Origin of the sequence: Leptospira gomenensis, from assembly GCF_004770155.1 — a bacterium.
Lineage (GTDB): Bacteria > Spirochaetota > Leptospiria > Leptospirales > Leptospiraceae > Leptospira > Leptospira gomenensis.
Window position 1 is genome coordinate 176,348 of the sequence record NZ_RQFA01000014.1, and the last position, 22,157, is coordinate 198,504.

The 22,157-nt window shown below is 47.9% G+C and carries 23 protein-coding genes and 1 pseudogene; 5 read left to right on the plus strand and 19 right to left on the minus strand.

All coding sequences use genetic code 11. The annotated features are described in order from the left end of the window. The first annotated feature begins 2 nt into the window (after nucleotides 1–2). The 4 genes from fliJ to EHQ17_RS03120 are packed head-to-tail and all read left to right on the plus strand — an operon-like array spanning nucleotide 3 to nucleotide 1,794. Nucleotides 3–575: a flagellar export protein FliJ gene (gene fliJ / locus EHQ17_RS03110; RefSeq protein ID WP_135595433.1), complete on the plus strand. Its 573-nt coding sequence runs from the start codon at nucleotides 3–5 to the stop codon at nucleotides 573–575. Between the two features lie 19 nt (nucleotides 576–594). Continuing rightward, nucleotides 595–732, plus strand: coding sequence for a hypothetical protein (locus EHQ17_RS19725; protein ID WP_167881158.1), 138 nt, complete (start codon nucleotides 595–597; stop codon nucleotides 730–732). Nucleotide 733: 1 nt separating this feature from the next. Further along, the gene (locus EHQ17_RS03115) at nucleotides 734–1,381 is read left to right on the plus strand and encodes a periplasmic-type flagellar collar protein FlbB (RefSeq protein ID WP_135595432.1); all 648 of its coding nucleotides are present in this window, start codon (nucleotides 734–736) and stop codon (nucleotides 1,379–1,381) included. 20 nt (nucleotides 1,382–1,401) lie between these two features. Continuing rightward, nucleotides 1,402–1,794 carry a transporter gene (locus EHQ17_RS03120; RefSeq protein ID WP_135595431.1) on the plus strand — a complete coding sequence of 131 codons (393 nt, stop codon included), beginning with the start codon at nucleotides 1,402–1,404 and terminating at the stop codon, nucleotides 1,792–1,794. Nucleotides 1,795–1,901: 107 nt separating this feature from the next. On the opposite strand, the gene EHQ17_RS03125 is transcribed toward EHQ17_RS03120, so the two are convergent. From EHQ17_RS03125 to asd, 19 genes and pseudogenes are all read right to left on the minus strand, one after another. Then, complete coding sequence (locus tag EHQ17_RS03125; protein WP_135595430.1) at nucleotides 1,902–2,429, minus strand: GNAT family N-acetyltransferase; 528 nt, start codon at nucleotides 2,427–2,429, stop codon at nucleotides 1,902–1,904. A gap of 325 nt (nucleotides 2,430–2,754) precedes the next feature. Further along, complete coding sequence (gene gmk / locus EHQ17_RS03130; RefSeq protein ID WP_246057350.1) at nucleotides 2,755–3,333, minus strand: guanylate kinase; 579 nt, start codon at nucleotides 3,331–3,333, stop codon at nucleotides 2,755–2,757. Nucleotides 3,334–3,350: 17 nt separating this feature from the next. Next, nucleotides 3,351–3,632, minus strand: coding sequence for an extracellular matrix/biofilm biosynthesis regulator RemA family protein (locus EHQ17_RS03135; RefSeq protein ID WP_135595428.1), 282 nt, complete (start codon nucleotides 3,630–3,632; stop codon nucleotides 3,351–3,353). Continuing rightward, nucleotides 3,632–4,783 (minus strand): hypothetical protein, encoded by a 1,152-nt coding sequence (locus EHQ17_RS03140; protein WP_135595427.1) that lies wholly within the window; start codon nucleotides 4,781–4,783, stop codon nucleotides 3,632–3,634. Before EHQ17_RS03140 ends, EHQ17_RS03135 begins: the two co-directional genes overlap by 1 nt. Nucleotides 4,784–4,831: 48 nt before the next feature. Next, nucleotides 4,832–5,200 (minus strand): hypothetical protein, encoded by a 369-nt coding sequence (locus EHQ17_RS03145; protein WP_135595426.1) that lies wholly within the window; start codon nucleotides 5,198–5,200, stop codon nucleotides 4,832–4,834. An 8-nt stretch (nucleotides 5,201–5,208) separates the two neighbouring features. Further along, complete coding sequence (locus tag EHQ17_RS03150; RefSeq protein ID WP_135595425.1) at nucleotides 5,209–7,194, minus strand: FapA family protein; 1,986 nt, start codon at nucleotides 7,192–7,194, stop codon at nucleotides 5,209–5,211. Between the two features lie 22 nt (nucleotides 7,195–7,216). Then, nucleotides 7,217–8,017, minus strand: a complete 801-nt coding sequence (whiG, locus tag EHQ17_RS03155; protein ID WP_135595424.1) for an RNA polymerase sigma factor WhiG — start codon at nucleotides 8,015–8,017, stop codon at nucleotides 7,217–7,219. 157 nt (nucleotides 8,018–8,174) lie between these two features. Continuing rightward, nucleotides 8,175–8,660 (minus strand): hypothetical protein, encoded by a 486-nt coding sequence (locus EHQ17_RS03165; RefSeq protein ID WP_135595422.1) that lies wholly within the window; start codon nucleotides 8,658–8,660, stop codon nucleotides 8,175–8,177. 3 nt (nucleotides 8,661–8,663) lie between these two features. After that, the gene (locus tag EHQ17_RS03170) at nucleotides 8,664–9,575 is read right to left on the minus strand and encodes a MinD/ParA family protein (RefSeq protein WP_135595421.1); all 912 of its coding nucleotides are present in this window, start codon (nucleotides 9,573–9,575) and stop codon (nucleotides 8,664–8,666) included. A gap of 26 nt (nucleotides 9,576–9,601) precedes the next feature. Further along, entirely contained in the window at nucleotides 9,602–10,903 is a 1,302-nt protein-coding gene (gene flhF / locus EHQ17_RS03175; RefSeq protein ID WP_135595420.1) for a flagellar biosynthesis GTPase FlhF, read from the minus strand. 51 nt (nucleotides 10,904–10,954) lie between these two features. Beyond that, on the minus strand, nucleotides 10,955–13,081 hold the full coding sequence (flhA, locus tag EHQ17_RS03180) for a flagellar biosynthesis protein FlhA (RefSeq protein ID WP_135595419.1): 2,127 nt from the start codon (nucleotides 13,079–13,081) through the stop codon (nucleotides 10,955–10,957). Nucleotides 13,082–13,090: 9 nt separating this feature from the next. Beyond that, the gene (locus tag EHQ17_RS03185) at nucleotides 13,091–14,494 is read right to left on the minus strand and encodes an EscU/YscU/HrcU family type III secretion system export apparatus switch protein (protein ID WP_342776080.1); all 1,404 of its coding nucleotides are present in this window, start codon (nucleotides 14,492–14,494) and stop codon (nucleotides 13,091–13,093) included. Next, nucleotides 14,491–15,270, minus strand: coding sequence for a flagellar biosynthetic protein FliR (fliR, locus tag EHQ17_RS03190; protein WP_135595418.1), 780 nt, complete (start codon nucleotides 15,268–15,270; stop codon nucleotides 14,491–14,493). The genes EHQ17_RS03185 and fliR overlap by 4 nt, the downstream gene beginning before the upstream one ends. Before the next feature lie 6 nt (nucleotides 15,271–15,276). Next, nucleotides 15,277–15,540 (minus strand): flagellar biosynthesis protein FliQ, encoded by a 264-nt coding sequence (gene fliQ / locus EHQ17_RS03195; RefSeq protein ID WP_135595417.1) that lies wholly within the window; start codon nucleotides 15,538–15,540, stop codon nucleotides 15,277–15,279. Continuing rightward, a complete protein-coding gene (gene fliP, locus EHQ17_RS03200) occupies nucleotides 15,537–16,334 on the minus strand; it encodes a flagellar type III secretion system pore protein FliP (RefSeq protein ID WP_167881160.1) in 798 nt (265 codons plus the stop codon). Before fliP ends, fliQ begins: the two co-directional genes overlap by 4 nt. A gap of 42 nt (nucleotides 16,335–16,376) precedes the next feature. Next, nucleotides 16,377–17,006: pseudogene (gene fliO, locus EHQ17_RS03205) on the minus strand (flagellar biosynthetic protein FliO); the annotation flags it as partial. A gap of 209 nt (nucleotides 17,007–17,215) precedes the next feature. Continuing rightward, complete coding sequence (gene fliN, locus EHQ17_RS03210) at nucleotides 17,216–18,280, minus strand: flagellar motor switch protein FliN (protein ID WP_135595415.1); 1,065 nt, start codon at nucleotides 18,278–18,280, stop codon at nucleotides 17,216–17,218. A 133-nt stretch (nucleotides 18,281–18,413) separates the two neighbouring features. Then, nucleotides 18,414–18,743, minus strand: a complete 330-nt coding sequence (locus EHQ17_RS03215) for a DUF971 domain-containing protein (protein WP_135595414.1) — start codon at nucleotides 18,741–18,743, stop codon at nucleotides 18,414–18,416. Between the two features lie 133 nt (nucleotides 18,744–18,876). Next, nucleotides 18,877–21,108, minus strand: a complete 2,232-nt coding sequence (asd, locus tag EHQ17_RS03220) for an archaetidylserine decarboxylase (protein WP_135595412.1) — start codon at nucleotides 21,106–21,108, stop codon at nucleotides 18,877–18,879. Between the two features lie 64 nt (nucleotides 21,109–21,172). Between asd and EHQ17_RS03225 the strand changes: the two genes are divergently transcribed. Next, nucleotides 21,173–22,063 carry an LIC_11366 family protein gene (locus EHQ17_RS03225; protein ID WP_135595411.1) on the plus strand — a complete coding sequence of 297 codons (891 nt, stop codon included), beginning with the start codon at nucleotides 21,173–21,175 and terminating at the stop codon, nucleotides 22,061–22,063. Nucleotides 22,064–22,157 lie beyond the last annotated feature (94 nt).

Consider the following 22,157-nt stretch of genomic DNA (forward strand, 5'->3'; position numbering starts at 1 on the left):
CTTTGAAACGGTTTCGATTCAATCTAGAACCCGTTTTAAATCTTCGCAAAAAAACGGAGGATGAAAAGCTCAAAACCTTTTCCCTCGTGGCGGGCGAAATCAATCAGATCCGCAATTCCATTATGGAAAACGAAAAACGGATCGAGATACTCACGGGAGAATCGTATTCGCTCCACGGCGCATCATTGCGAGATTATCAGTTGCACCAGGGTTATATCCGATCCTTAATCACGAAAAACGAAACTCTGGAGCAGGATATAGAAAACCGTAAACCGGAACTCGACGCCAAACGTGCGGAGTTGATCTCGGCGCAAAAGGATCGCAAAATTCTGGAGATTCTGAAAGAAAATCAATATAAAGAATACAGAAAGTTATATTTCAAAAAAGAGAAGTTCGAACTCGAAGAACACTACAACCAATTGAATTCCATCCAAAGGAGACAATCCGATGAATCCTCTCTCTCTCAACCGCCTCCGCGAATCTTTACATACGATACGGGATCGAGCGCTGAAAACCCGAACGACGACTCCGGAACCTCCGAACTCAAAAAACTCTACGAACGATTCAAAAAGTGAATCCATATTCCGGAAACTTTTGGGAGAATCCGTTTCGAATTCTTCCGGTGAAACGGATTCCATGCTCACCCTCCGGAGCAAAATCGCCGATTTTCAAGAAAAGGCCGAAAAGCTGGAGAATAAAATCGGCAGGAATCGGATCGACCTAAAGGTTTAACATGGCATCATTAAGCGACAAAGCAAGGGCGATTTACCTCGTTCTTTTAATTCTATTCCTTTTGGCCATAGGCTTCTTCGTTTTTGATTACTTTCAAATCATCAACGCTTCGGACATTTTTCCCTTTCTCAGAAAGGAACCGGCTCTCGTAAACCAAGACAGCGAATCGCCTACGGAATTGCAGAAGTTGGAATTCGCAAAAGCTCAGGAACGTTTCGCCGAGGAATTGGACGAACTCGAAAAACGTAAGGTCGAATTGTTGACGGAAAAAAGCAGACTCGAGGCCGAAATGGAAAAACTCGAAGAGATGCGTAAAGGTCTCATCACCAAAGAAAAGGAGATGAAATCTTCGGAAGCCGAAAAAAACAGTCGCCAGAAACTCGTAAAAGTTCTCGCAGATAAGGTAGGAAACATGCCTCCGGATTCCGCAGTCGGAATGCTCGTCAACTGGCCGGACGGAGATATCATCGACGTTTTTATCCAAATGGACAAAGACGCCGAGGATGACGGAAGACCTACGATCACCACGTATTTGTTAACCCTTTTTCCGGCGGACCGAAGGGCGATGATCACCAACAAATGGTTGAGCCGTTCCGGCGGGATCAAAACTCCGGACATCCCCGACGACGCGGTGGAAGCCAATCCTTAGAAACATAGGAACAGTGAATTATGAATTTAAAATATACGAAAACGTTTATCTTATTCTTGGCAGTTCTTTCGATTTCATCCGAAGCGACCGCTAAAAAAAAGTCCGCGGGACCTCCCCCGAAAGTAAGCGGCTACGAACTCGTCTCCAACCCTTCGGCCGCCGTAGGGAAAACGATTCAAATCGCGGGAACCGTTTCTGAAATCTTATACAAAGGAAATTCGATTCGATTCGTTGTTTATTTTTCCGGAAAACCGGTCGCATTGGATTCCGACTCGGCGTCCCTGATTTCCAATGTGCACGTGGGAAGTTATGTTTCCGTCTGCGGATTCTATCTCAAGGATCGCGAATTGAAAGCCAACGGAGTTCCGACCAATATGCCGTTTATTTTGGTGGATACTCCGGATTGTAGATAGAGCGAATCCGTTTTTCGTAACGGAAACCGAGCGAGGATCTTGTTTCGCGATCGTTCAAGGAAATTTTCGTGCGCTATTTATTTAGTTGCCGCGCGGGGACCTGGCTTCTAATCGTTCCGTTTTTCGAACTGTTGTCTATTGATTCCGAAAACCCATACTTTTCCAAATTCGTCGTTCGGCTCTTCGGATAAGAACGTCATTCCGCATTTTTTTAAAACTCGATTCGATGCGTTTTCTTCCGCCAAAGTAGTGGCCTTCACCTGAAAGACATTCGCCTCTCCGAACGCCAATGCGATCAAACGTTCGGCCGCGAGAGTCGCGTATCCTCGATTCCAAAACTCGGTTGCAATCTCATAACCGATTTCCACGGAATTTCCCGCGTCGGGTGGCCCGGTAAAACCTCCGTTTCCGACCAGGGTTTTTGTTTCGAAATCTATAAAAAAATATCCCCCAAAAATATCCGCGGTTTCTATACCATCGTCGGAGTTAGAGTCCTGTTGCGAGATTTGAAACGCTTCCGGAAAGGTGGGCCAAGATTCGGGAAGTTTCAGATTCAAATAACGACCAAGCTCCGCCTTTCCTTCTAAGAGTTTTAACTTGTGGATTTTATACACGGGCTGCAATGTTAGATTCATTCTTTTCTTTGCTCTATCGTATCATTTTCGATCGTCAATTTCCGATCGATTCTTAGAAACTTCAATCCGTGTTTCGTAGGAACTCCCACGATCCTACCGCAAACAAGGCGCCCCACCCTGTTTTGGGTGGAGGGGCGGGTGGTGGAACAAATCCGGAAATTCCCCTATAACAGAAACCCCGCTGCCAAACAAGCGCAATCCGAATCCGTGTTTCGTAGGAACTCCCACGGTCCTACCGCAAACAGGGCCGGTCAAAAAAACTCGGAATCCAAGAGAACCGAGATTTCGAATCCATCGTAAAACGGAAACATCGATTCGAAATCCTTTATCTCGAATCATTCCGAAAATTCGTTTCCTGACTTTCCTTCAAATTCGAGAAAATAATTTTTTCCAACGTTTCGAGCGCCGTATCGAGATCGTCGTTCACGATCTTATGATCGAATTCGTTCTGACGCTCCAATTCGAGCTTCCCGTTTTTGATCCGTTTCACGATGTTTTCCTCGGAATCGGTTCCCCTTCCCCGAAGACGCCGTTCCCATTCCGCATCGTTCGGGGGAAGAATAAAAATCGTCACGACTTTACCGGGAAGTTTACTCCGGACGATCCCTGCTCCCTGGACGTCAATGTCCATAATCACGGAAGAACCCACCGAGAACGCATCCTCCACGAACTTGGCCGGGGTTCCGTAATATTGATCGTGAACCAAAGCCCATTCCAAAAACGCAGATTCTGAAATCCCTTTTTCGAATTCCTCTTTGGAGAGAAAGTGATACGTTATGCCCTCTTTGTCCCCCGGACGAGGCGAGCGTGTGGTACAGGAAACCGAAAAAAGAATTTCCGGATGTTTCTCCCGCAGCTTTTGGATTAGGGTCGATTTTCCTCCGCCGGCGACGGAAGAAAGCACGAACAACTTGGGAAAATTCAGTCTACGTCTTCCTCGTCGGTCGCGATGGAATTATCGCTCGCTTCGATTCTTCTCGTTAAGGATTCCACCCGGAGATTGGAGAGAATCAAATGATTGCTGTCCGTCACAATGATCGAACGGGTTTTTTTTCCTTGAGTCGCGTCGATCAAACTGTTGTTGCTTTTGGCTTCGTTCCGGATCCGTTTTGCGGAAGCCGAATCCGAATGAATGATGCTGACCACTTTCGATACTAGAACGATATTCCCGAATCCTACGTTCAATACGCTAAACTGGGACATCAGAACCTCCTATTTCTGTCCAACCTGAATCTTTCTATGATATCCACTTCGCCGAGGGCAAGATCCAAAACTTCTGAAATTTCCTCATGAGAATACTTTCGTTTCAAAAGGAAAACAACTTTCTCGATTTTCGAAGCGTCTTCGGCGATTTCGAGCAAAACGGATTCCGCGGAGATTTTCGCGGAGTCGGATCGTTGCGGTTCGTATCCGGTCAACGTGTCGTTCAGAATTCTCCCGAAATTAGCTTCCTTTGCCGAACGATTGTCGGTAAAACGGGAAGCCCCCGTTGCTGCGGAATTTTCATTCTCTTCGGGAGCGAACGGATCCTCGTCCAAGGAGATATCCAAGGTTGAATTTCTTGTGCCTGGAAAATAATCGTTTTTGTCGGTTTCTTCCGCAATCGTTTTGATTTCCTGGATACCGAAAAATTTTCTCACCCCTTTGCCGATCGTTTCCAAAACGAGGTTGGACGTGGAGCCCGAGGTCGTCGGGATCGGGTTCGTTCCCCGAGAATTTTGTTTTGCCACTCGATTGGGAGCGGGAGTTCCCACGAATTTTCCGGGATCCGATGCGAAGGAAGATTGTATCCGTTCCTCGGAAGAGAAAACGGAAGTTTTTCCCTGTTTCGAGGAGGATTTATTTTTTGAAACAGGGACCGGATCTCCGTTTCCGGAAATAAAAACGTCTCGTTCGTCCTCATCTTCCTGGTTCAATTCCAAATTCTCTTTGTAGATATGTCCTATGCCTTGTTGGATCGAGCCGGGAATTTTAGAACCGGAGCCTTGCGCCGCGGTTTCGTATTTTTCCTGCGGATTCTGCAGAGCCGAATTTTTCCGGGAAAGAATCTGCGACTCGGAGTTCGTCATTCCCGCCTTGAGATTGGAAACAACTTCTCCACCGGCCGCCTGTTCGATCCTGCGAACCAACTCCTCCGCTTTGAGAGTCATTTCTTTGAATGTAAGAATCCTCGAACCGATCAGATCGACCTGTCGTAACGATTCCGTTTCCAACTCGTCCACGAAATCCCTGATTTCTTCGTTGATTTTTTTAAGCATATGAGTCCGAATTCTTTCGGTTACTTTGGAAGTGATCGTATAATAAAGTACGACCGACACCACTGCGTTGATAGCAAACACTGCAAATAGTTCCATTCGTTTTCCTCGGTTCCGTCTCCAACAACATTCCCTTCGGAAAATGGATTATGCGAAAATTTCGAACCTACCTCTGTGGGACAAATCGCTCGCGGACTTTCTACCCTGCGGGGAATACGTCACCAATTCAGCTTCTCGGGGAAGTTCTCCCGAAGCGGGTTTGTAGGTTTTGAGCTGATCCCGGATTCTGTCTATCTTTTCGTTTCGGGCGGAGGCCATCCGTTCTCTAGATTCGGGAGAAAGGGAAAAGACGTCGGTGTAAAGTTCGACGGCGTATTTCCGAGTGTCGTTGTATTCTTTGACGACTCTGGCGGTTTCCGAAATCAGATGCGGCATGGTGAATGGATGTTCCACCTGCTGTTTCCGGATCATGTCCGGAGCCTGACCGTAACCGAAGAGAGTGTCGTTCAACCTCATCCTACGGTTTAATTACCACGATTTCGTTTTTTTCTCCAGTCTTTTTTCTCGGGTTCCGGATCCTCATATGGAACTTGCCGGATCATTCCGTTTTCTTCCAGGAATGTTTTGGTTTTGATTTCGTTTCTGGTTTTGAAATCGGAGTTGCGGATCCGCATCGTGACCCCGCCGTAGAGAACCTTTTCGACGCTGATCTTTCCATGGGAGGACTTTTCCTCCATGTAGTTCTTCAGGTTTTCGATTTCGGTTTCGAATTCCTTGATCCGAGAATCGAGTTTGTCCACCGCCTTCTGCATTTTGACCATTTGATTTTGATGGTCTTCCGTAAACGAAGCAGGATCGGATTCTTTCCGGGCTTGAAGCGTTTTTAAACTTTTGAATACCTGTTCGTGTTTGGACTGACTTTCGTGCATTTTCGACTCGTAGTCGGCGATCTGTTTTAAAACCTTCGGATCGATTCCCACAACGAGCTCCGTAGCCGGGTTTGCCGGAGAACCGATCGTTCTGGCTCCGATCAATTCGGAAGCGCGCACGGTTCCCCCCACGATCTGTCCTCGCTTTCCGTTACAAAGCACTTTGCCGCCGGCGCTAACGAAGGAATGGAGAATCCCTTCCTGAACGAGAACGTCGCGTTCTGTAATCACGGTAGCGCTCTGGATGAATTTCGCGATCACGTTCCCGCCCGTCGATTCGATATGCGCTTCTTCCCTTCCCGAAATTCCCTGACGAATGATGATGTCTCCGTCGGCTTCCACACGCGCCTTTTGTACGGTGCCGTAGATTTCAATGTTACCCGCGGCCTTGACGGAATAGTTGTCTTCCACGTTACCCGTAATTACGATCGAACCGAGAAAGGTCACGTTCCCCGTTTTGATACCCACGTCTCCGTTGACTCGGTAAACGGTTTCCACCGAAAGTCTTCCGGTCGCGTAGAGAACCTGCCCATTGACCTCGGCGGTGAGTTTACTTCTGTCTTCCGATAGGATGGTTCCCTTTCCTTGTTTGAGATCGGTGTCGATCCCGTCCTTTGCGGGAAGAAGTTCGTTGAAAAGAGTACGTCCGTATTTCCCTTTTTCTGCGGGAACTTTTTCGGCGAGAAGTTGACCTACGACCACGTTTTCGATCAGGTCGAGATCCTTAAAGTCCACACGGCCGCTTTCGTCTTCTTTGAAGGAAACGTTTTTGCTCGTTCGAACGTGATAGATGATCTGCGCGTTTTTGCCGTTGATCGGAAAATCCCCTTCCGCGGCGAGAAAGGGTTGGTTGAAAAATTCATCTTCCAGTTTTTTCTGGATCTCTTCCTCTTTAAAGCCGTATTTGACTCCAGCGTTTTTGAGATGATTGATCACGTCTTTGACGTCCAAGTCTCTCCCGCCCGGTCTCGGCGGAAGAACGGTCACCTTAGCCTTCATCTTATCCGGGGTGATGTCGAGGATCATCTTGGCTTCCATTCCCTGTCTCGGTTTTTGTTCCGAGATAAGAACCGGTTCTCCCTTTTGATCCTTTGCGATTTTACGGATCAGTTTCTCGTCCTCTACGGCAACCCCTCTTAGGGAAAGTTTTTTGGAAACCTCGTCGAACTGCACCGCGCGCCCTTCGCCTAACGGTGGAAAGACGGTAAGATAGGTTCCGTTTCGGAAAATCTGAACCAAGACCCGTCCGTCCTTGTCCTTGGCTTGGATGAATTCTTTGAGATCTTTAGAGACGAGTTTTCCCGATCCTCCGGTCAACTTCTGATCCAGTTCGGTGAGTTCGTCCAGAAAGTTATCTTCGGGAAGGATGCTTACGCGGATATGCCAGGGTTCATGCCCGAAGAGTTTTTTCTTTCCGCGTTTGAGAACGACGTAGTCTAGTTCGTGAACCTGTTTTTTGAGATGTTTGGCGGCAAGACGTAGCGAATTTTCGAGCGTATCACCGAATACTTCTACCTGTTCCTTTTGGATCCGATCCAGTTCCCGGACTTGGTCTTCTAAAAACGGTTTGAGGGAGCCCATTTCGTTTTCCTAATCGGTAGGATTATTTGCGGGAGATAACGGATTTAACTTTTCCCAGTTTGCTTCTGAGTCTCGAAACCGCACGCGTATGAAGTTGGGAAATTCTGGATTCGGTTACTTCCAAAACTTCTCCGATTTCCTTTAACGTTAGATCTTCATAATAATATAATACGATGACTTTCTTTTCCTTTTCGGGAAGGGTTTTGATCGCTTCCACAATCACGTTTTTGATCTCTTCCTTTTCGATGATCGTATCCGGATTCATGTTCATCGGAGATTCGAGCGTTTCCATAAAGGAAACTTCGTCGTTTTCGTCTCCGAGAAACCAGATGTCGTTTAGGGAAACGAGGGAAGTGCCGCTGATTTTGGTGAGCAGGGAATTGTATTCTTCCATGGAAATCCCGAGTTCTTTCGCGATCGCCTCGTCGTCCACCTGTTGGCCTTCTTTGTTCTCCAACATACCGATGATCTGCTCCAGTTGTTTCGCCTTTTGGCGGATCGATCGGGGAATCCAGTCGATGGAACGAAGTTCGTCGAAAATACTTCCCCGGATCCGAGTCATCGCGTAGGTTTTGAACTTGATGAGTCGATCCGGATCGAATTTTTCGATCGCGTCCAACAATCCGAACACACCGTACGAAACCAAATCGTCGAATTCCACGTTCTGCGGCATTCCGATCGCGATTCTTCCGGCCACGTGTTTGACTAAGGGGGAATATTTTTCTACGAGATACGAACGGATGTCTTGGTCTTTGTTATCCCGATAGGATTTCCAAAGTTCCGTCTCATCCTGCTGGTTATATTTCTCATACTTTTTGGACATAAGCTCGGATCTGGAAAAACCTTGACCTTCATTCTAAAGTGTCGAGCTTCTCAGAAAATTGCAATAGCATTTTTTGGGGCAAAAACGGGGAAATCAAGCAGTTTTTTGTCTCATTGGCTTTCCCGGTCGCGGAAGAGCGAGTTTGGAAAAAAATTTCCTACTTTTCTCCCATGTCGTCTTTGGCGAGCATCGTACGGATGGCCTCGGCCATAAGTTTCGGCTCGTTTTTGATCGCGATATTTTCCACCATGATATGATCCCCGAAATTCCCGCTTTTCTGACGTTTCGGAGTCGCGGAAGCAAAGACTTCGGAAGAAGAAGGTCCGTCCCCCGTGGAGGAAGATTCGTACGTATCGGAAGGTTGTTGCGAATAATCTCTCATCCCCGCTCCCGCCAACGCGCCGTCCCCCGACGAAGACCCGACGAATTCTCCCCCTAAATTGGAAATAAAATCCAAAAACTCGGGAACCTTGGTCTCCAAAAAAGCGTGAATTCCGAAACCGAGAACGGCAAACGCGAGCGTGGACAAAACGGAGACCAAAAGAATATGACTCCACTGATTTCCGGTTAAAAAACCGCAGACCGTGCTAACGACGAGAGCGACGGAAGAAAAAACTACTAGGAACGAAATCTGGAGATTCAAGGTTTATTCTTCGTCGCCCTTCTCGAGTTCCTTTTCGCGGACGTCCATAAAGTTGAAGAACTTCTTAAAAAATCCGCTGATGCCCGAGTCTTCGAGCGGTTCCATCTCTTGATTCAAAAGCGAATACGTAATCCGATTGAGACAGGCGGCCGCCTTACTTTTGGGGGAATTGATGATGTAGGGTTTTTGTTCCCGAATGCTCTTTTCCACCTCTTCGTCCTGAAAGATAAATCCTAGATTGTCCACCTTCACTTCCAGAAACTGACCGCTGATATCGATGACACGATCGGCGACTTTTTTTCCTTCGATCGCGCTTCGAACCCGGTTGACGACCATTTTCAGATTTTTGTCCCGACTCTGCGAAACGATCGCCTTGATCAATCCGTAGGAATCGGTGATAGCCGTCGGTTCGGGAGTCGTGATCACGATTACGTCGTCCGCGGGAAGTGTGAGACCGATCACGTTCGAGCTGATTCCCGCTCCGGTGTCGATGATCATAATGTCGTAGTTGTCCAAATCGGCGAATCCCTTGATGAGGGAATTTCTTTGTGTATCGTTTAGGTTTGCAAGTTGCGAATATCCGGACGCTCCCGCGATGATGTCCACTCCCTCGGGAGTTTGTATGATGATGTCTTTGAGGCTTTTGTGACCTTTTACGACGTGGTAGAGGTTGTATTTGGGAATGATCCCTAAGATAACGTTTACGTTCGCGAGACCCAAGTCTCCGTCGAAAACGAGAACTTTCTGACCGGCCCGGGCCATGGATATGGCGAGGTTTACGGAGATGGTACTTTTGCCCACTCCTCCCTTTCCGGACGCGATCGCTATGATCTTGGTCGTCGGCTTTCTGGATGACAGAACTTTAAGACTCGTATTTCCCTCGGTGAGTTTACGTAAATGAGTCGCCTGGTCCATTCTTTACCTCTTCGAAGCTCTGCGGATCAGGCACCGGCAACGGTGAACACTTCTCCTCTGAGTTCTGCAATTTTCTCGGGAATTACCACACACTCCGCCAAAAGATTTTTTTCCGCGGGAAGGATATCGAAAGGAACCTCCTGCCCCACGCTGTAGTATGTGAAACTCTTAGAGTATGTATCGGCCAGTTCCAGAAAACCACCTAAAAAATCCGCTTCGTCCAATTTGGTCAAAAGGATTCTCCGGTAATTCAGAGACTCATAGGCTTTTAATACCGTATTGGTATGATGGTAGGAGGAAGTGGCGGAAAGGACAAGAAGATTTTCCACCGAGTCCTTTTCTCCGAAACAGGAAAGATACGCATTCATCTTTTCAAGCTGCTCTAGATTACGATGGCTGTAACCGGCCGTATCGATCAGGATCAATTCCGATCCGTCACGGGCCAAGGTTTCCTTGAATTTTTTTATGTCTTTAACCGGATAAAACGGCATTCCCATCGTATCGGCGTAACGTTTGAGCTGTTCGATAGCCGCGATTCTATAGTTGTCGGTCGTATAAAGCGAAACGGATCTTCCCATATGTAGGAAATACTTCGCCGCAAGTTTGGCTACGCTCGTCGTCTTTCCGGAGCCCGTCGGACCCACGAGAAAAACCACCTTTCTCTGATGTTTACCCGTTCCGCGAAAAAGATCGGGGTCCACGCTCACCCGTTCTTTGAGAACTTCGATCGCACGTTCTCCGACCGTATGATTTCTTCCTTGGTCGATCGGAGAAAGTCTTTCTTCGATTTTGGAAAGGAGTTCCTCGACGTAAGAAGGGCTCATTCCTTCCCGGAGAAATCGTTCGCCGAGTCTGGTTAAGGGAGAATCCTTTCTCGCGCGGGCGGCCGGATCTTTTTGCGCGCGTTGCGTTTTGTCAAAAAGTTCTTTCTCAAACGAAAGCCCGACGCGTTCCGGTTCGGTAGTTACTTCCTGAATTTCCCAGATATCTTCTTCGGACGGTGAAACCGGATTTTCCTTTTCTTCCAAAGTGCGGGAAAGAGGTTTGATCGTCTGCAGAGTCTTTTTACGCTCGGGCGCCGCATAGGATTTCTGTTTGAGAAGGTCCTTTAAGTCCTGGAGTTTACGTTCTATCTTTTCGCGGGAAGCCTGTTTTTCGGGAATTCCTATCTGGATTTCGATCATCTTTTTAGCAAGAAGACCGGTTCCCATGACCCCGCCCTCGGTCACGACGGTTTGAGAAATCACGGTCGCTTCCGGACCGTATTTCATCTTCATTTCCATCAGACAGTCCTGATAACTTTTACCGCGAATTTTAGCGAATTCCATAATCGGCTCCTTGCCCTTTCCACATTAAAAAGAAAGAATATTCAAATAATTTCATATTTCGTCGCCCACTCCCGCCGCGGCGGCCGCTTGTGTCTGCGGAAGTTTCAGCTCCGCTTCGATCACCGAATCCACCGAGGAATGGATCTCTTCGTAGGCCAAAACGCCGAAGTTACGCGGAGGAAATTCCTTTGCGAGAAGGTATGAGAACGGAAGTCTCACTTCCCTGTTCACAACGAAGATAGGAAATTTTCCTTCGGTCCGGAAATTGCGGTAAAGTTCCGCGACGCCGTCGATCAACCTTCTGTAAAAATCGGGAGAAAGCGAAAGGACGTCCCTGTTTTCGATCCTATCCTGCGCGATCGACTTGTTGAGTCGGTCCAGGATTCTACTTTCGAGAGTGATGACGCGGAGTTTACCGTCCATGGAAAGATAATCCCGGACGACCGTGCGCGAGATCGACTGCCGTACGAGCTCCGTGAGAATGTACGGGTTTTGATATTTGCTCAAATTATTGGCGATCGATTCCAAAATCGGAACGAGGTTGCGGATTCCCAAACCTTCTCGGAGAAGATTCTGAAGAACTTGTTGAATGATTCCGAGATTTCCCGGTTTGTCCGCATCCAGTTCTCCCACGAGAGTCGGATAACTCGCCTTATAATGATCCAGAAGTTTTTTAACCTCTTCCCTTCCGAGTAACGTGGATGCGTGTGTGGCGAGAAGTTCCTTAAGATGAGTGACCACGACCGTGGAAGCGTCCACGACCGTATAACCTTTCGCTTCGGCTTCCGCCTTGTCCTCCGTGCCGATCCACTTGGCCTTTTGTCCGAAGGACGGTTCCAGAAAATCCTCTCCTTGAATCGGCTCCGCGGTTCCGGGGCTGGTATTGAGTGCCATCAACTTATCCGGTTTGACTACGGAAGTTCCCACCTCGGTGCCGTTGATCTTGATCGAGTACGTATCCGGATTTAAATCAAGATTGTCTAATATTCGTACGGGAGGAATGACCACTCCGTTGTCTTGGGCGAATTTTTTTCTTAGGTTGCTGATCTGATCCAGCAGCGCCCCGCCTTGCGAAGCATCGACTAACGGAATGAGATGATATCCCACTTCGATTTCGATCGGATCGGTTCTGAGTTCCTCGTAAAAGTCCTTGGGTTTTCTGTCCTGACCCGATTCCTTTTCCTTCTTTTCGATGGATTCGAGCTGTTCCTTGACCGTCTGTTCCAACGAATAACCGAGATAACCCACACCCGCCGCCAACAACAGAAGGGGAATAAACGGAAGTCCCGGAATCAGGGAAGCGAAACCCAAACTTCCGGAAACCACGTAAAGAACTTTGGAATTGCTGAATAGTTGACTTTTGAATTGTGTCGCGAGATCCGATTCGGAACCCGATCGGGTGACGATGATACCGGTTGCGACCGTGGTCAGAAGAGCGGGGATTTGGGACACCAATCCGTCCCCGATCGTAAATTTGCCGTAGGTTTCGATCGCCTGGGTGAAGGATTCTCCGCGGATCGAAGCGCCTATGATTACACCGCCTAACAGGTTAATGGCGGTGATGATGAGGCCGGCTCGCACGTCTCCTTGGACGAATTTACTCGCACCGTCCATGGAACCGTAGAAATCGACTTCGGCTTCGATTTTTTTTCTTCTTTTTTTGGCTTCCTCTTCATTGATGTTACCGGAGGAAAGTTCCATGTCGATGGCCATCTGCTTACCGGGTAACGCGTCCAAGGTAAAACGTGCTGCCACTTCCGAAATCCGGGTGGCACCTTTGGTGATCACTAACACCTGAACGAGAACCAAAATGATGAAGATGATAAATCCCACCACGTATTTTGAAAGGCCGGACTCGCTTCCGATGATAAAGGATCCGAATGCGTCGATGATACTACTGTTCATCGCGGGTCCTTTGGAAAGGATCTGTCGTGTAGTAGACACGTTGAGCGCCAGACGATACAGGGTCGTGATCAATAACAAACTGGGAAAGATCGAAAAATCGGCCGGTTCACGGACGGAAAGCGACGTCAAAAGTACGAGGAGTCCGATCGCCAAACTGAGAATAATCAAAATATCTAATATGAATCCGGGAAGCGGAATTACCAACATCGCCACGATGGCGACGGCCCCGATTCCGAGAATGATGTCGGATTGATTCCACCATTTTTTTTCCATAACTTCCCCTTACACGGCCCTCCGAAAAGATTCCAGACGCGAAAGAATCGCCGCGATCGCACGGTAAAATTGTTGAGGCACTTCCGCTCCGAGTTCCACTTCCTCGTAAAGGCCTCGGGCCTGAAGTCGATCTTCCACGGTGGGAACTCCGTTTTCGCGCGCGATACGGATGATCAACAACGCGAAATCGTCCACTCCCTTGGCGACTACCACGGGCGCTTTGTGGATTCCGGGTTTGTATTCCAGTGCAACCGCGAAATGTGTCGGGTTGGTGATGACCACGTCGGCTTCCGGAACCTTGGCGAGCATCTTACGTTTATTCATCATATCCCGGGCGAGTTGTCTTCTTCTCGCCTGCAAAGAACGGTCCCCGTCGGATTCTTTGGCCTCTCTCTTCGCTTCGGAAGGAGTCATCTTTAAGGATTCTTCATATTCGTATCTTTGATAGAGATAATCGACTATGCTGATCGCAAGAAGGATGATTCCCACGACGAGAAATATCTTAAACGAAGTGCTCATAACGAGCGCGACCGCCTGTTCCAGACCCATTTCACCGGAAAGAAGGATGGGAAAAAAATCCTTACTGATAACGATGTACGAAACCCAAGCGATCAGGGCCACTTTGGAGAGGGACTTTCCTAAGTTAAAGAGCGTCTGACGTGTCGGTAATACCTTTTTAAAGTTGGGTCGGATTCTACTGAAATTGAAACTGAGTGCTCTCGGTGCAAAGATGAATCCTACCTGAGCCACGTTTCCGAGAACGGCTCCCACCAAAGTGATTCCCAAAAGCGGCCAAAGAAGCGTGAACAGATCGGTCGATGCATTTTTCAAAAGTTCGGTTACGGATTCGGAACTGATATCGTTTCGAAGTCCGACCCCGTGTATGTATTTGCGAAGTATGTAAAACGCCCTCATGAAAAAATATTCTCCCATGAGGTAAACGAGTGCGACTCCCGCCAAAAGGACGACTGCGGCGGGAAGTTCGGGGGATTTGGGAACATTACCTTTTTCGCGCTCTTCTCTTCTTCTGCGTTCGGATCCGGGTTCTGTCCGGCCCTCGTCTTCCGCCGCAAAAAGTTGGAGATCGATTCGAAACTCTTCCGCCGTGTCCAACAAAAAAGCGGTTGGCGCGGTCGTACTTCCTACGAAAGGGTCCGTAGAACGCGCGTTTGTCGGAATTACTACCTCGGAAAAAAAAAGGAATTCGAATTGCAGAAAGTCGCCTTTTGTGATAGCGAAAAATTTCCGGAGTTTACCCGCCACCACACCCCTCCACCCAAGATCGGGGCGGGGCGCGCTCGAAAATACGGCGGGAGTCGGAGTTACGACGACGTTTTCCGTTCTCACGGAATGTCTCTTCTTGGAGAGAAATTCCCGGATCGATGAATAGGCCGTTTCCCAGACGAAATTCATTTCGGCCACTCCTGGAGCATCAAATTCAACTTATCAAATGACAAATCGAATGCCACTCCCATCTGCGAAACCAAATACGGGGTGATAAAAATCATCACCACAAGACCGATCGTCACCTTGATCGGAAAGGACAACTGAAGGATGTTCAACTGCGGGGCCGCCTTTCCCATCAACGCTTCCGATACGGTCACGAGCAAAATGATTCCAAGCACAGGAAGAGACAATTTAAACGCGACCAAAAACATAGCGCCGACCGCGTCTTCCAAGGCCTTATAAATTCCGTTTTGAATTTCCGGAACGAACGTCAAAACCTGGATTTTTTCGAAGGAATAAGCGATACTTTCGAACATCACGCGATACGCGCCTAACGTCAGAAAGAGTAACATTCCCAAAAGATTCTTCAACGTACTGATCACAGGCAAACTCGTCTGAGTGACCGGATCCAAAACTTCCGCGTATCCGAATCCCAACTGAACGTTAAAAAATTCTCCTGCCATCTGAAAGGAAGCAAAGATCAAGCTGATTAAAAAACCCATCAGCATTCCGATGAGCGCCTCCGCAATCACTACCAAACCGTAATGCCCCATATCTCCGGGAATAGGCGGAAGGAAACCGGCGGTCACCGGGAAAAGAATCACGGAAACTAAAAAAGAAAAAATCATCTTCTGCGGAACGCTGATCGACGGATAGGAAAAAATCGGCGCCACCGACAAAAGCCCCATCAGTCTCGAAAGAATGAGAAGAAATACTTGAAAATGATTGATAAAGTATTCCATAATATTCTAAAATTTCTCTATCATCAAAAATAGGTCGCGCGTATAATCCGTCATAGTCTGGATCATCCAGGATGAAAAAATCACGATCACGATGAAAATGGCGACCAACTTAGGAACGAAAGCGATCGTGGGCTCCTGGATGGAAGTTGTAGTCTGTAGAATTCCTATGATAAGCCCTACCACCAGCGCGGTCGCGAGGATAGGGGAAGAGATTTTAAGCGTGACATACAACGCGTCCCGGATAAGAGACATCGCATCCAATTCCGTCATTTATAACTCCTGACGAGTTCGTAGACGATCAGATTCCAACCGTCAACGAGGACGAATAAAATCAATTTGAACGGAAGGCTGACCATAACGGGAGGAAGCATCATCAAACCCATGGAAAGAAGGGCCGACGCGACCACTAGATCGATTACTATGAACGGAATAAAGATTATGATCCCGATCCAAAACGCCTTTTTGATCTCGCTTAACATAAACGCCGGAATCAAAACGTAAGAAGGAACGTCGTCGAAGGATTCCACGTTCTCCACTTTTCCGATTTTCAAAAACAACGCTACGTCCTTGGCGCCGGAGGTCCCGATTTGACGCATCATAAATTCGCGAATGGGTATCATTCCCTTTTCGAAAAAAGTATTGGTGTCTATCTTTCCTTCCAGATATGGACCTAACGCGCGTTCGTTGACGGTGTTCAAAGTCGGAGCCATGATAAAGAATGTCATAAACAACGCAAGACCCATCATCACCTGATTCGGAGGAAGGTTCTGAATGGAAAGAGCCCTTCTCACGAAATCCAAAACGATCACGATTTTGGTAAATGAGGTCAGGGACATTACGATCGCCGGAGCCAGGGAAAGGATGGTGACTAAAAAAAGTACCATCAAAGAAAGACTGGTTTCCCTCGGGCCTTTGGCCTCGTTTACGTTGATGTTCAAATTCGGAATCGGAATTCGAGTTCCGGCCGATTGAGCCTCCAGCGTAAAGAATGAGGAACTCAGAGACAATCCCGCAACCAGCAGAAGCATCCATATTATGTTCTTAATAAGTTTTTTATGTCTCATTCTCACGGAACAACGACTTCCTAAATCCTATTTTTCAAAATCCTATCTCAAATCGAAAAGCCCGCTTTCCAGCGAGCTCGTCTTTTCTTTGAGTTCTTCCAACTTTTTTCGAGCTTGCTTACGCTTTTCTTCCCGAGCCGCCCCGCCCGCTTCTTTCGAATCCGGAGGGCCTTCCTGAGTTCCGGAAATTCGAGAATTCAAATCCTTGATCTGTTCCAACACCGTCACTAAAAAGCCGCCTTCTGGCGGTTGATACGTTTCCTTTTTTTGGAGAATCCGATGTTTCACTTCCGGATCCGAAATTTCGGTGATCAGATTGATCCCGTGATCGGCGACTCCCAACACCAACAATTGACCCGAAACCTCCACGATCTGCAGTTGTTTATTGGGACCGAGAATCAGGCTGGAAAGAACGTTCATTTCTCCGCGAACGGGAAGGCGACCTTCCCTATTTTTCGCCACATACTTTAGAATATAATAAAGTCCTACACAAAGAAGGCCTAATATAAAAACCACACGAAACAAAGTTCCTGCGATTCCCGGGCCCTCGTCTTTTGGGCGATACCGTTCCTCTACGGGATTGCTCTCGGGCGCGATAGTTTGTCCGGAATCCGATTTCTGCCCGTTAGTTTCCGCAGAATCGTTAGAGGGAGTCCCCGAGGAGGTTTTTTTTTCCTTGGAAACTTCCGCGGCGGAACCCGATTTTTTTTTGTCATCACGATCCGAAGAAGGAGTTTGACCCAATTCTTTTTTGAGGGCTTCGTCCATCAACTCGCGTTCGGATTGAGCGTCGGAGGAAAGCGCAAAAAAGAAAAATAAGAATAGTAGAATAATCGAATGTAGGATCCCGGCTCGGAACGTCCGGGAATAAGCCGCGGATTTCACTTAGCCTCCGGCTTGATCCTATCGGTAGGACTGACGATATCCGTTACGCGGACACCGAAGTTTTCGTCGATGACCACGACCTCTCCCTTGGCGATGAGTTTTCCGTTCACAAGTAAATCCACCGGCTCACCGGCGAGTTTATCCAGCTCGATGATCGAACCTTCACCCAAACCGAGTATGTCCTTAATATACATCTTGGTTCTTCCCAGCTCCACGGTGACGCTCATCTGAACATCCATCAAAAGATTGAGGTTCGGTGTGCTGGAAGCTCCGCTTGCGGTTCCCAGATTCGGAAACGCAACCGACTTGACGGATAAGGAGCCCGCGGACATTCCCATTCCGCCCATGCCCCCCATTCCCATTCCGCCCATTTCCCCTCCGCCGCTTCCGGAACGACGATAGAGATTCAACAGATCGGCTGCCGTGGGCATCGATAATAAAAACTGAACACGAAAGGAAGGAATACTTTCGATCGTAAGATTGAAAAACACGCGTACGATCGTTTCTCCGTCCGGCAATACGAGCGCCGCCGGTGAAGTTACGTTTCTGGTTTCGGAAGGAGATCCGTTTACGCCTCCGCCCGTTTTGGTGCTGATCTGAGAGATCAAAGCTCCCATCACCGGGGTCAATGAATCCCGGAGAGTTTGCATTTGCGCCTCATCCAAATCTCCCGAATCGAAACCGCCCATCATCGAGTTTGCGATTTTGACGGCATTTTCTGCGGACATGGCAAGCACCGCCCTGCCGTTGATGCTTCCGGATAAGGTGGAATACAAAAGGAAGGATCCGGATTTGAGTTCCGATTCGATATCCTTCCGGGATTTCGTCTCGACGTTGGGATTTAAAAATGCGGAAGAACGCGAAAGAACGGCGCCTAACGTATTCCCGGCCACTTGAAAACAAGAAGACAAAAGATCCGATAGCATGTCCCGGTCCACAGGAGACATTCCTGGAACTTCTTTCTGCGCGGCCGCAGACGCGACCGCACCCGGATCGAACGAATCGCTTGCACCGGCTAATAATGCGTCAATCTCTTCCTGTGAAAGGGAACCTTCACCCATTTTGGGAACTCTCCCGGGAATTTTGGTTAATGGGACATAAGAAAAGGGTTTTTGTCACTCCTTTTTTTGTTCCCCTTTGGATTCCACCCGATTTTCAGGTGAAAACAACCTTTTTTCCAACGGAGACTACGTTTTAGATCGTCAAATCCCCGCCCAGTCCATCGGCCAACATGCGCAAGGAATCAAAGGAATAAATTCCCGTCTGATGATTGTCGCTCCACACGGGGTGAATCGCATATCTTCCCACCCGATTGACCCCGTAGAGTTGAATCGATTGGATGGATCCTGTGGTAGTTCCCACTTTTCCTCCGTGCCCTCCCTTACAAACCACACAGGGGCAACGTTTTCTTAGATCCAAAAGTTCGAAGACTGAGGTCGCTCCATCTTTCCAAACGATCGTGAGCGAGGTTTTATCGAAATCGATTTGATCGGGGGTGGTCGCGCGTAAACTCAACTGTGCCATTTTTTTGCTTGTCCGTGTGTTACTCGGGAGCGGAAATTTTTCGAAAAATCGATAAAGGCAGGAGTTCCCGCATCCCTTGCACAACCAAACTTTCGGGCGGTATGAGTTCCCACGGTTTTCTTGGATAAAAAATTCACTTCGGCAAATTGCATTTTTTATCCAAGAACCGACCGATGGTGCTACCATAGGTGACCTTTTCGTTCACCGGCAAGGAATCGAATTCGAACGTATTTTTTTCCATCAAAAGAATCACCGTAGAACCCATTTCGAATCTTCCCAACTCCGCACCCTTGTCGATCATGATCGAAACGTCCTTATATTCCACGGTCCTTGCGGCTCGAATCAGAGAATTGGTCACGATCTTATTGTCATACGTGACACGAATCCTTCCCACGTTGGAAGCCCCTACCTTGATCACCGCAACTTTTCCGTACTCGGTCTGAAGATACGTGATCAGCCGTTCGTTTTTCGGGAAAAGTCCTCGGATTCCGAAAACCGCCAATTCGTTGACGGGAAACAACTTACCAGGTTCATAATAATATCCTAATATTCTACCGTATGCGGGAGAATGAATCCTGTGGTAGTCCTGGGGGGAAAGATAAAACGTGATGTATTTACCGTTGGTGAAATCGTCCAGATATTTGGAAGCGCCTCCGCCCAGAAGCTCCTTGAGATTGTAGTCCACACCTTTCGCCTGAAGAATGATCCTTTGGTTGATGTCTCCGTAGCCGGTGATCCGCGCGTCCACGGGCGAGACCATTTCGTTGTCGGCCGAATCGATGATTCTCGCCTCGGCTTTCAAGGCGCGCGTAAAAAAGGCGTTCAAGGAATTGTATTCCTGGATCTCCAATTCCGCCTCGTCGAGATTGATCTTATACGCTCTCGCAAACGCCTTAAGAATCGGAATCAATAAAAAACGGGGAAGTCTCGAAGAAGCCAAAAGCCCGAACAAACGGGAAAGCAGGTTTTTCGGAACGAGAGAAAGAATCAAAAGATAAAAATCCTTCAAGACTTCGTATCTGGCTCCGCTTTCCGTGAGAAAACGTTTCAATTCCGCCCTAGCGATTTTTTCCAAAAGTACGAGAGAAATCAGAACCGGAACCGCCGTCACGATCGAAAGGGAATATCCCAAGCCGAAGGCTTCAAAAAGAATCGTTTCTCCGGCTTTCGTATAAAGATAGGCCGAGACAAGGATCGTCGCCAAAAAGGACATTCTGAAAAAGTTGGCGAAACGTTCACCGAGTACGTAAAATGCGTTCTGTTCTCCGGTATAAAACCAGCCGGAAATAGAAACGATTCCGAATAAAACAAACGATCCGAAAAAAGCCAAATGAACCGGACCGGTTTTCCCTTGAAACAGGGATTCCAAAAACAGAAATTGCTCCTGCATCTGAAACGCCCCGTACGAAGAAAGAGCGTAGATCACCATCGTCGAAATTACGAAACCCTCGAAAAAGGTCGCGAGCATACTGACCAAACCCTGTTTTGCGGGAAAGTCGGTCCGTACGACTCCGGAAATACCCGCGCTTTTTCCGATTCCCGTTTCCGTGGAAACGAAAAAGATTCCCGAAGCGGCGCTAAAGGTTCTCGCCAAGACAAAACTTCCTCCGGCCAGAGCGGTCACCGGCTGAAACGCATCCTGCAACGACAACCAAAGAAACTCTCGGAATCCCATCAAGGATCCTTGGAAGAGAAAAAAATAACCGAAAAAGAAAAGTAGGATTCCGATCGGCGCGAGATAGGAGGAAACCTTTCCCACCCTTCTAACTCCGCCTAACACGATAAAGACGAGAATCACCGAGAGTAAAAAAGGAACCGTCATTCCCGAGATGTCGAAGGCCTTTTTGGAGATATGCGTTACGTACAACATCGGAACCGCACCGCCCATCACGAGCACCGTAAACAAACCGGCGATCGCAAAACTCACCGCGAGCCATCTCGCCTTGAGCGCCTTTTCGATAAAATACATGGGACCGGAAAGATATCTTCCCGATTCCGTTTTGGTCCGGAAGCGGACCGCCAACGTAGAGGAAACGAATCGAAGCGGCATGATAAAAAACGAAGAGATCCAGATCCAGATCAAAACACCCGGACCTCCGATCATCAGAGCCAATGCGGAACCGATCACGGCGCCCGGAACCAAAGAAGAAGCAGTGCCTGAAAAAAAAGCCTGCGAGTGAACCACCCTTCCCCGGGAACCTTTGTAATCCATATTGCCCGAGAAAATTTTCACAGCGAGGAAAAGAAAACGCACTTGCGGGAATCTAAGACGGAAGGTCAGATAAACTCCGATAAAACCCAAAAAGTAAAAGAAGGGTTTGAGTAAATCCCAATCGAAAACCTGAAAAAATTGAAACTGAAACATGATCCCACCCGGTAGAAACGAAAATCCGCTTTTTTTGGAAGTCCTTGCTAGAAATCCTGTAAGAATGCGGACTACCAGCAAAATTTTCGCGATTCTAACCCGTGTCCTCGTTTTTTTAAATTTGTTTCTTCCTTGGCTTTCGAAAAGCCCTTCCCTACACGCTCAAACCTCGTATCCGAAAACCAAAGGACATTCCGTCAAACCGCAGATCGAACTCGACTCCGAAGAATCCCTTTCTTGGGAGTTGGGTCTTCGCGCGGGAATCGGTTACAAAGGAGAAGATCGACTCAACTCCTATTTGAGAGGGTTTACCGACACATACGATCCGAGAGTGGCCACCAAAACCAAATTGAATCCGCCCGACACGCTCGCGCAGGGAGAACTCTTCCTCAGAAGAAAGATCGCTTCCGAAAGTAGGGTCGGATTTATCGGAGGTTATCGGGAATGGAAGCGCTTCGGCATTCGACAGATATCCACCGAACCGTTTTATACCGAATTGAATTTCCGTTTGTCCAATCCGTATTTTTTACTGATGTATTGGCACGACTGGGCGTACAAACGTTGGTCCTTCGAAGCCGGATTGGGATTGGGAATGTCCCAGGTCTACTGGGATACGAAAGGATTCGCGACTTCGGGAAGGGAATACTATCCACAGGAAGGTTCCCTCACCGGAACGGGAATCGAATTTCGACTGGAAGGAAGTACTTCGAGAAAGATCACGGATTCGACGAGTTTACAACTCGGCCTGGCCCTTTCCTGGATCAATATCCCTTCTCTGACCGGATCGTTTAACGGCGAAACGGCGAGTTTTTATCTGAGAGAGGACGGAAGGGTCACGCCGCTCACGGAATCGAACAACCAAGCCGCGATCCTTTTGACCAATCAATTTTCCCGAAAGTTGGAATTCCAAGCCTTGACAACGGTATTGTTTTTCGGAGTCGCCCAGAAATTCTAGATTTAATTTTTAGAATATTCTTTTTTTAGAATATAATTTCTCTCAGGTTCCGGATCCTGATTTTCGCGTTTGGGCAATCGTCTGAATTCAGGAC

Bases quoted from the DNA above. Each gene is read 5' to 3' on its own strand.
- EHQ17_RS03115 (WP_135595432.1), top strand. From the start codon at position 734: ATGGCATCATTAAGCGACAAAGCAAGGGCGATTTACCTCGTTCTTTTA.
- EHQ17_RS03120 (WP_135595431.1), top strand. From the start codon at position 1,402: ATGAATTTAAAATATACGAAAACGTTTATCTTATTCTTGGCAGTTCTT.
- EHQ17_RS03125 (WP_135595430.1), bottom strand. From the start codon at position 2,429: ATGAATCTAACATTGCAGCCCGTGTATAAAATCCACAAGTTAAAACTC.
- EHQ17_RS03135 (WP_135595428.1), bottom strand. From the start codon at position 3,632: ATGTCCCAGTTTAGCGTATTGAACGTAGGATTCGGGAATATCGTTCTA.
- EHQ17_RS03140 (WP_135595427.1), bottom strand. From the start codon at position 4,783: ATGGAACTATTTGCAGTGTTTGCTATCAACGCAGTGGTGTCGGTCGTA.
- EHQ17_RS03145 (WP_135595426.1), bottom strand. From the start codon at position 5,200: ATGAGGTTGAACGACACTCTCTTCGGTTACGGTCAGGCTCCGGACATG.
- EHQ17_RS03150 (WP_135595425.1), bottom strand. From the start codon at position 7,194: ATGGGCTCCCTCAAACCGTTTTTAGAAGACCAAGTCCGGGAACTGGAT.
- whiG (WP_135595424.1), bottom strand. From the start codon at position 8,017: ATGTCCAAAAAGTATGAGAAATATAACCAGCAGGATGAGACGGAACTT.
- EHQ17_RS03170 (WP_135595421.1), bottom strand. From the start codon at position 9,575: ATGGACCAGGCGACTCATTTACGTAAACTCACCGAGGGAAATACGAGT.
- flhF (WP_135595420.1), bottom strand. From the start codon at position 10,903: ATGGAATTCGCTAAAATTCGCGGTAAAAGTTATCAGGACTGTCTGATG.
- flhA (WP_135595419.1), bottom strand. From the start codon at position 13,081: ATGGAAAAAAAATGGTGGAATCAATCCGACATCATTCTCGGAATCGGG.
- EHQ17_RS03185 (WP_342776080.1), bottom strand. From the start codon at position 14,494: ATGAATTTCGTCTGGGAAACGGCCTATTCATCGATCCGGGAATTTCTC.
- fliR (WP_135595418.1), bottom strand. From the start codon at position 15,270: ATGGAATACTTTATCAATCATTTTCAAGTATTTCTTCTCATTCTTTCG.
- fliQ (WP_135595417.1), bottom strand. From the start codon at position 15,540: ATGACGGAATTGGATGCGATGTCTCTTATCCGGGACGCGTTGTATGTC.
- fliP (WP_167881160.1), bottom strand. From the start codon at position 16,334: ATGAGACATAAAAAACTTATTAAGAACATAATATGGATGCTTCTGCTG.
- fliN (WP_135595415.1), bottom strand. From the start codon at position 18,280: ATGGGTGAAGGTTCCCTTTCACAGGAAGAGATTGACGCATTATTAGCC.
- EHQ17_RS03215 (WP_135595414.1), bottom strand. From the start codon at position 18,743: ATGGCACAGTTGAGTTTACGCGCGACCACCCCCGATCAAATCGATTTC.
- asd (WP_135595412.1), bottom strand. From the start codon at position 21,108: ATGTTTCAGTTTCAATTTTTTCAGGTTTTCGATTGGGATTTACTCAAA.
- EHQ17_RS03225 (WP_135595411.1), top strand. From the start codon at position 21,173: ATGCGGACTACCAGCAAAATTTTCGCGATTCTAACCCGTGTCCTCGTT.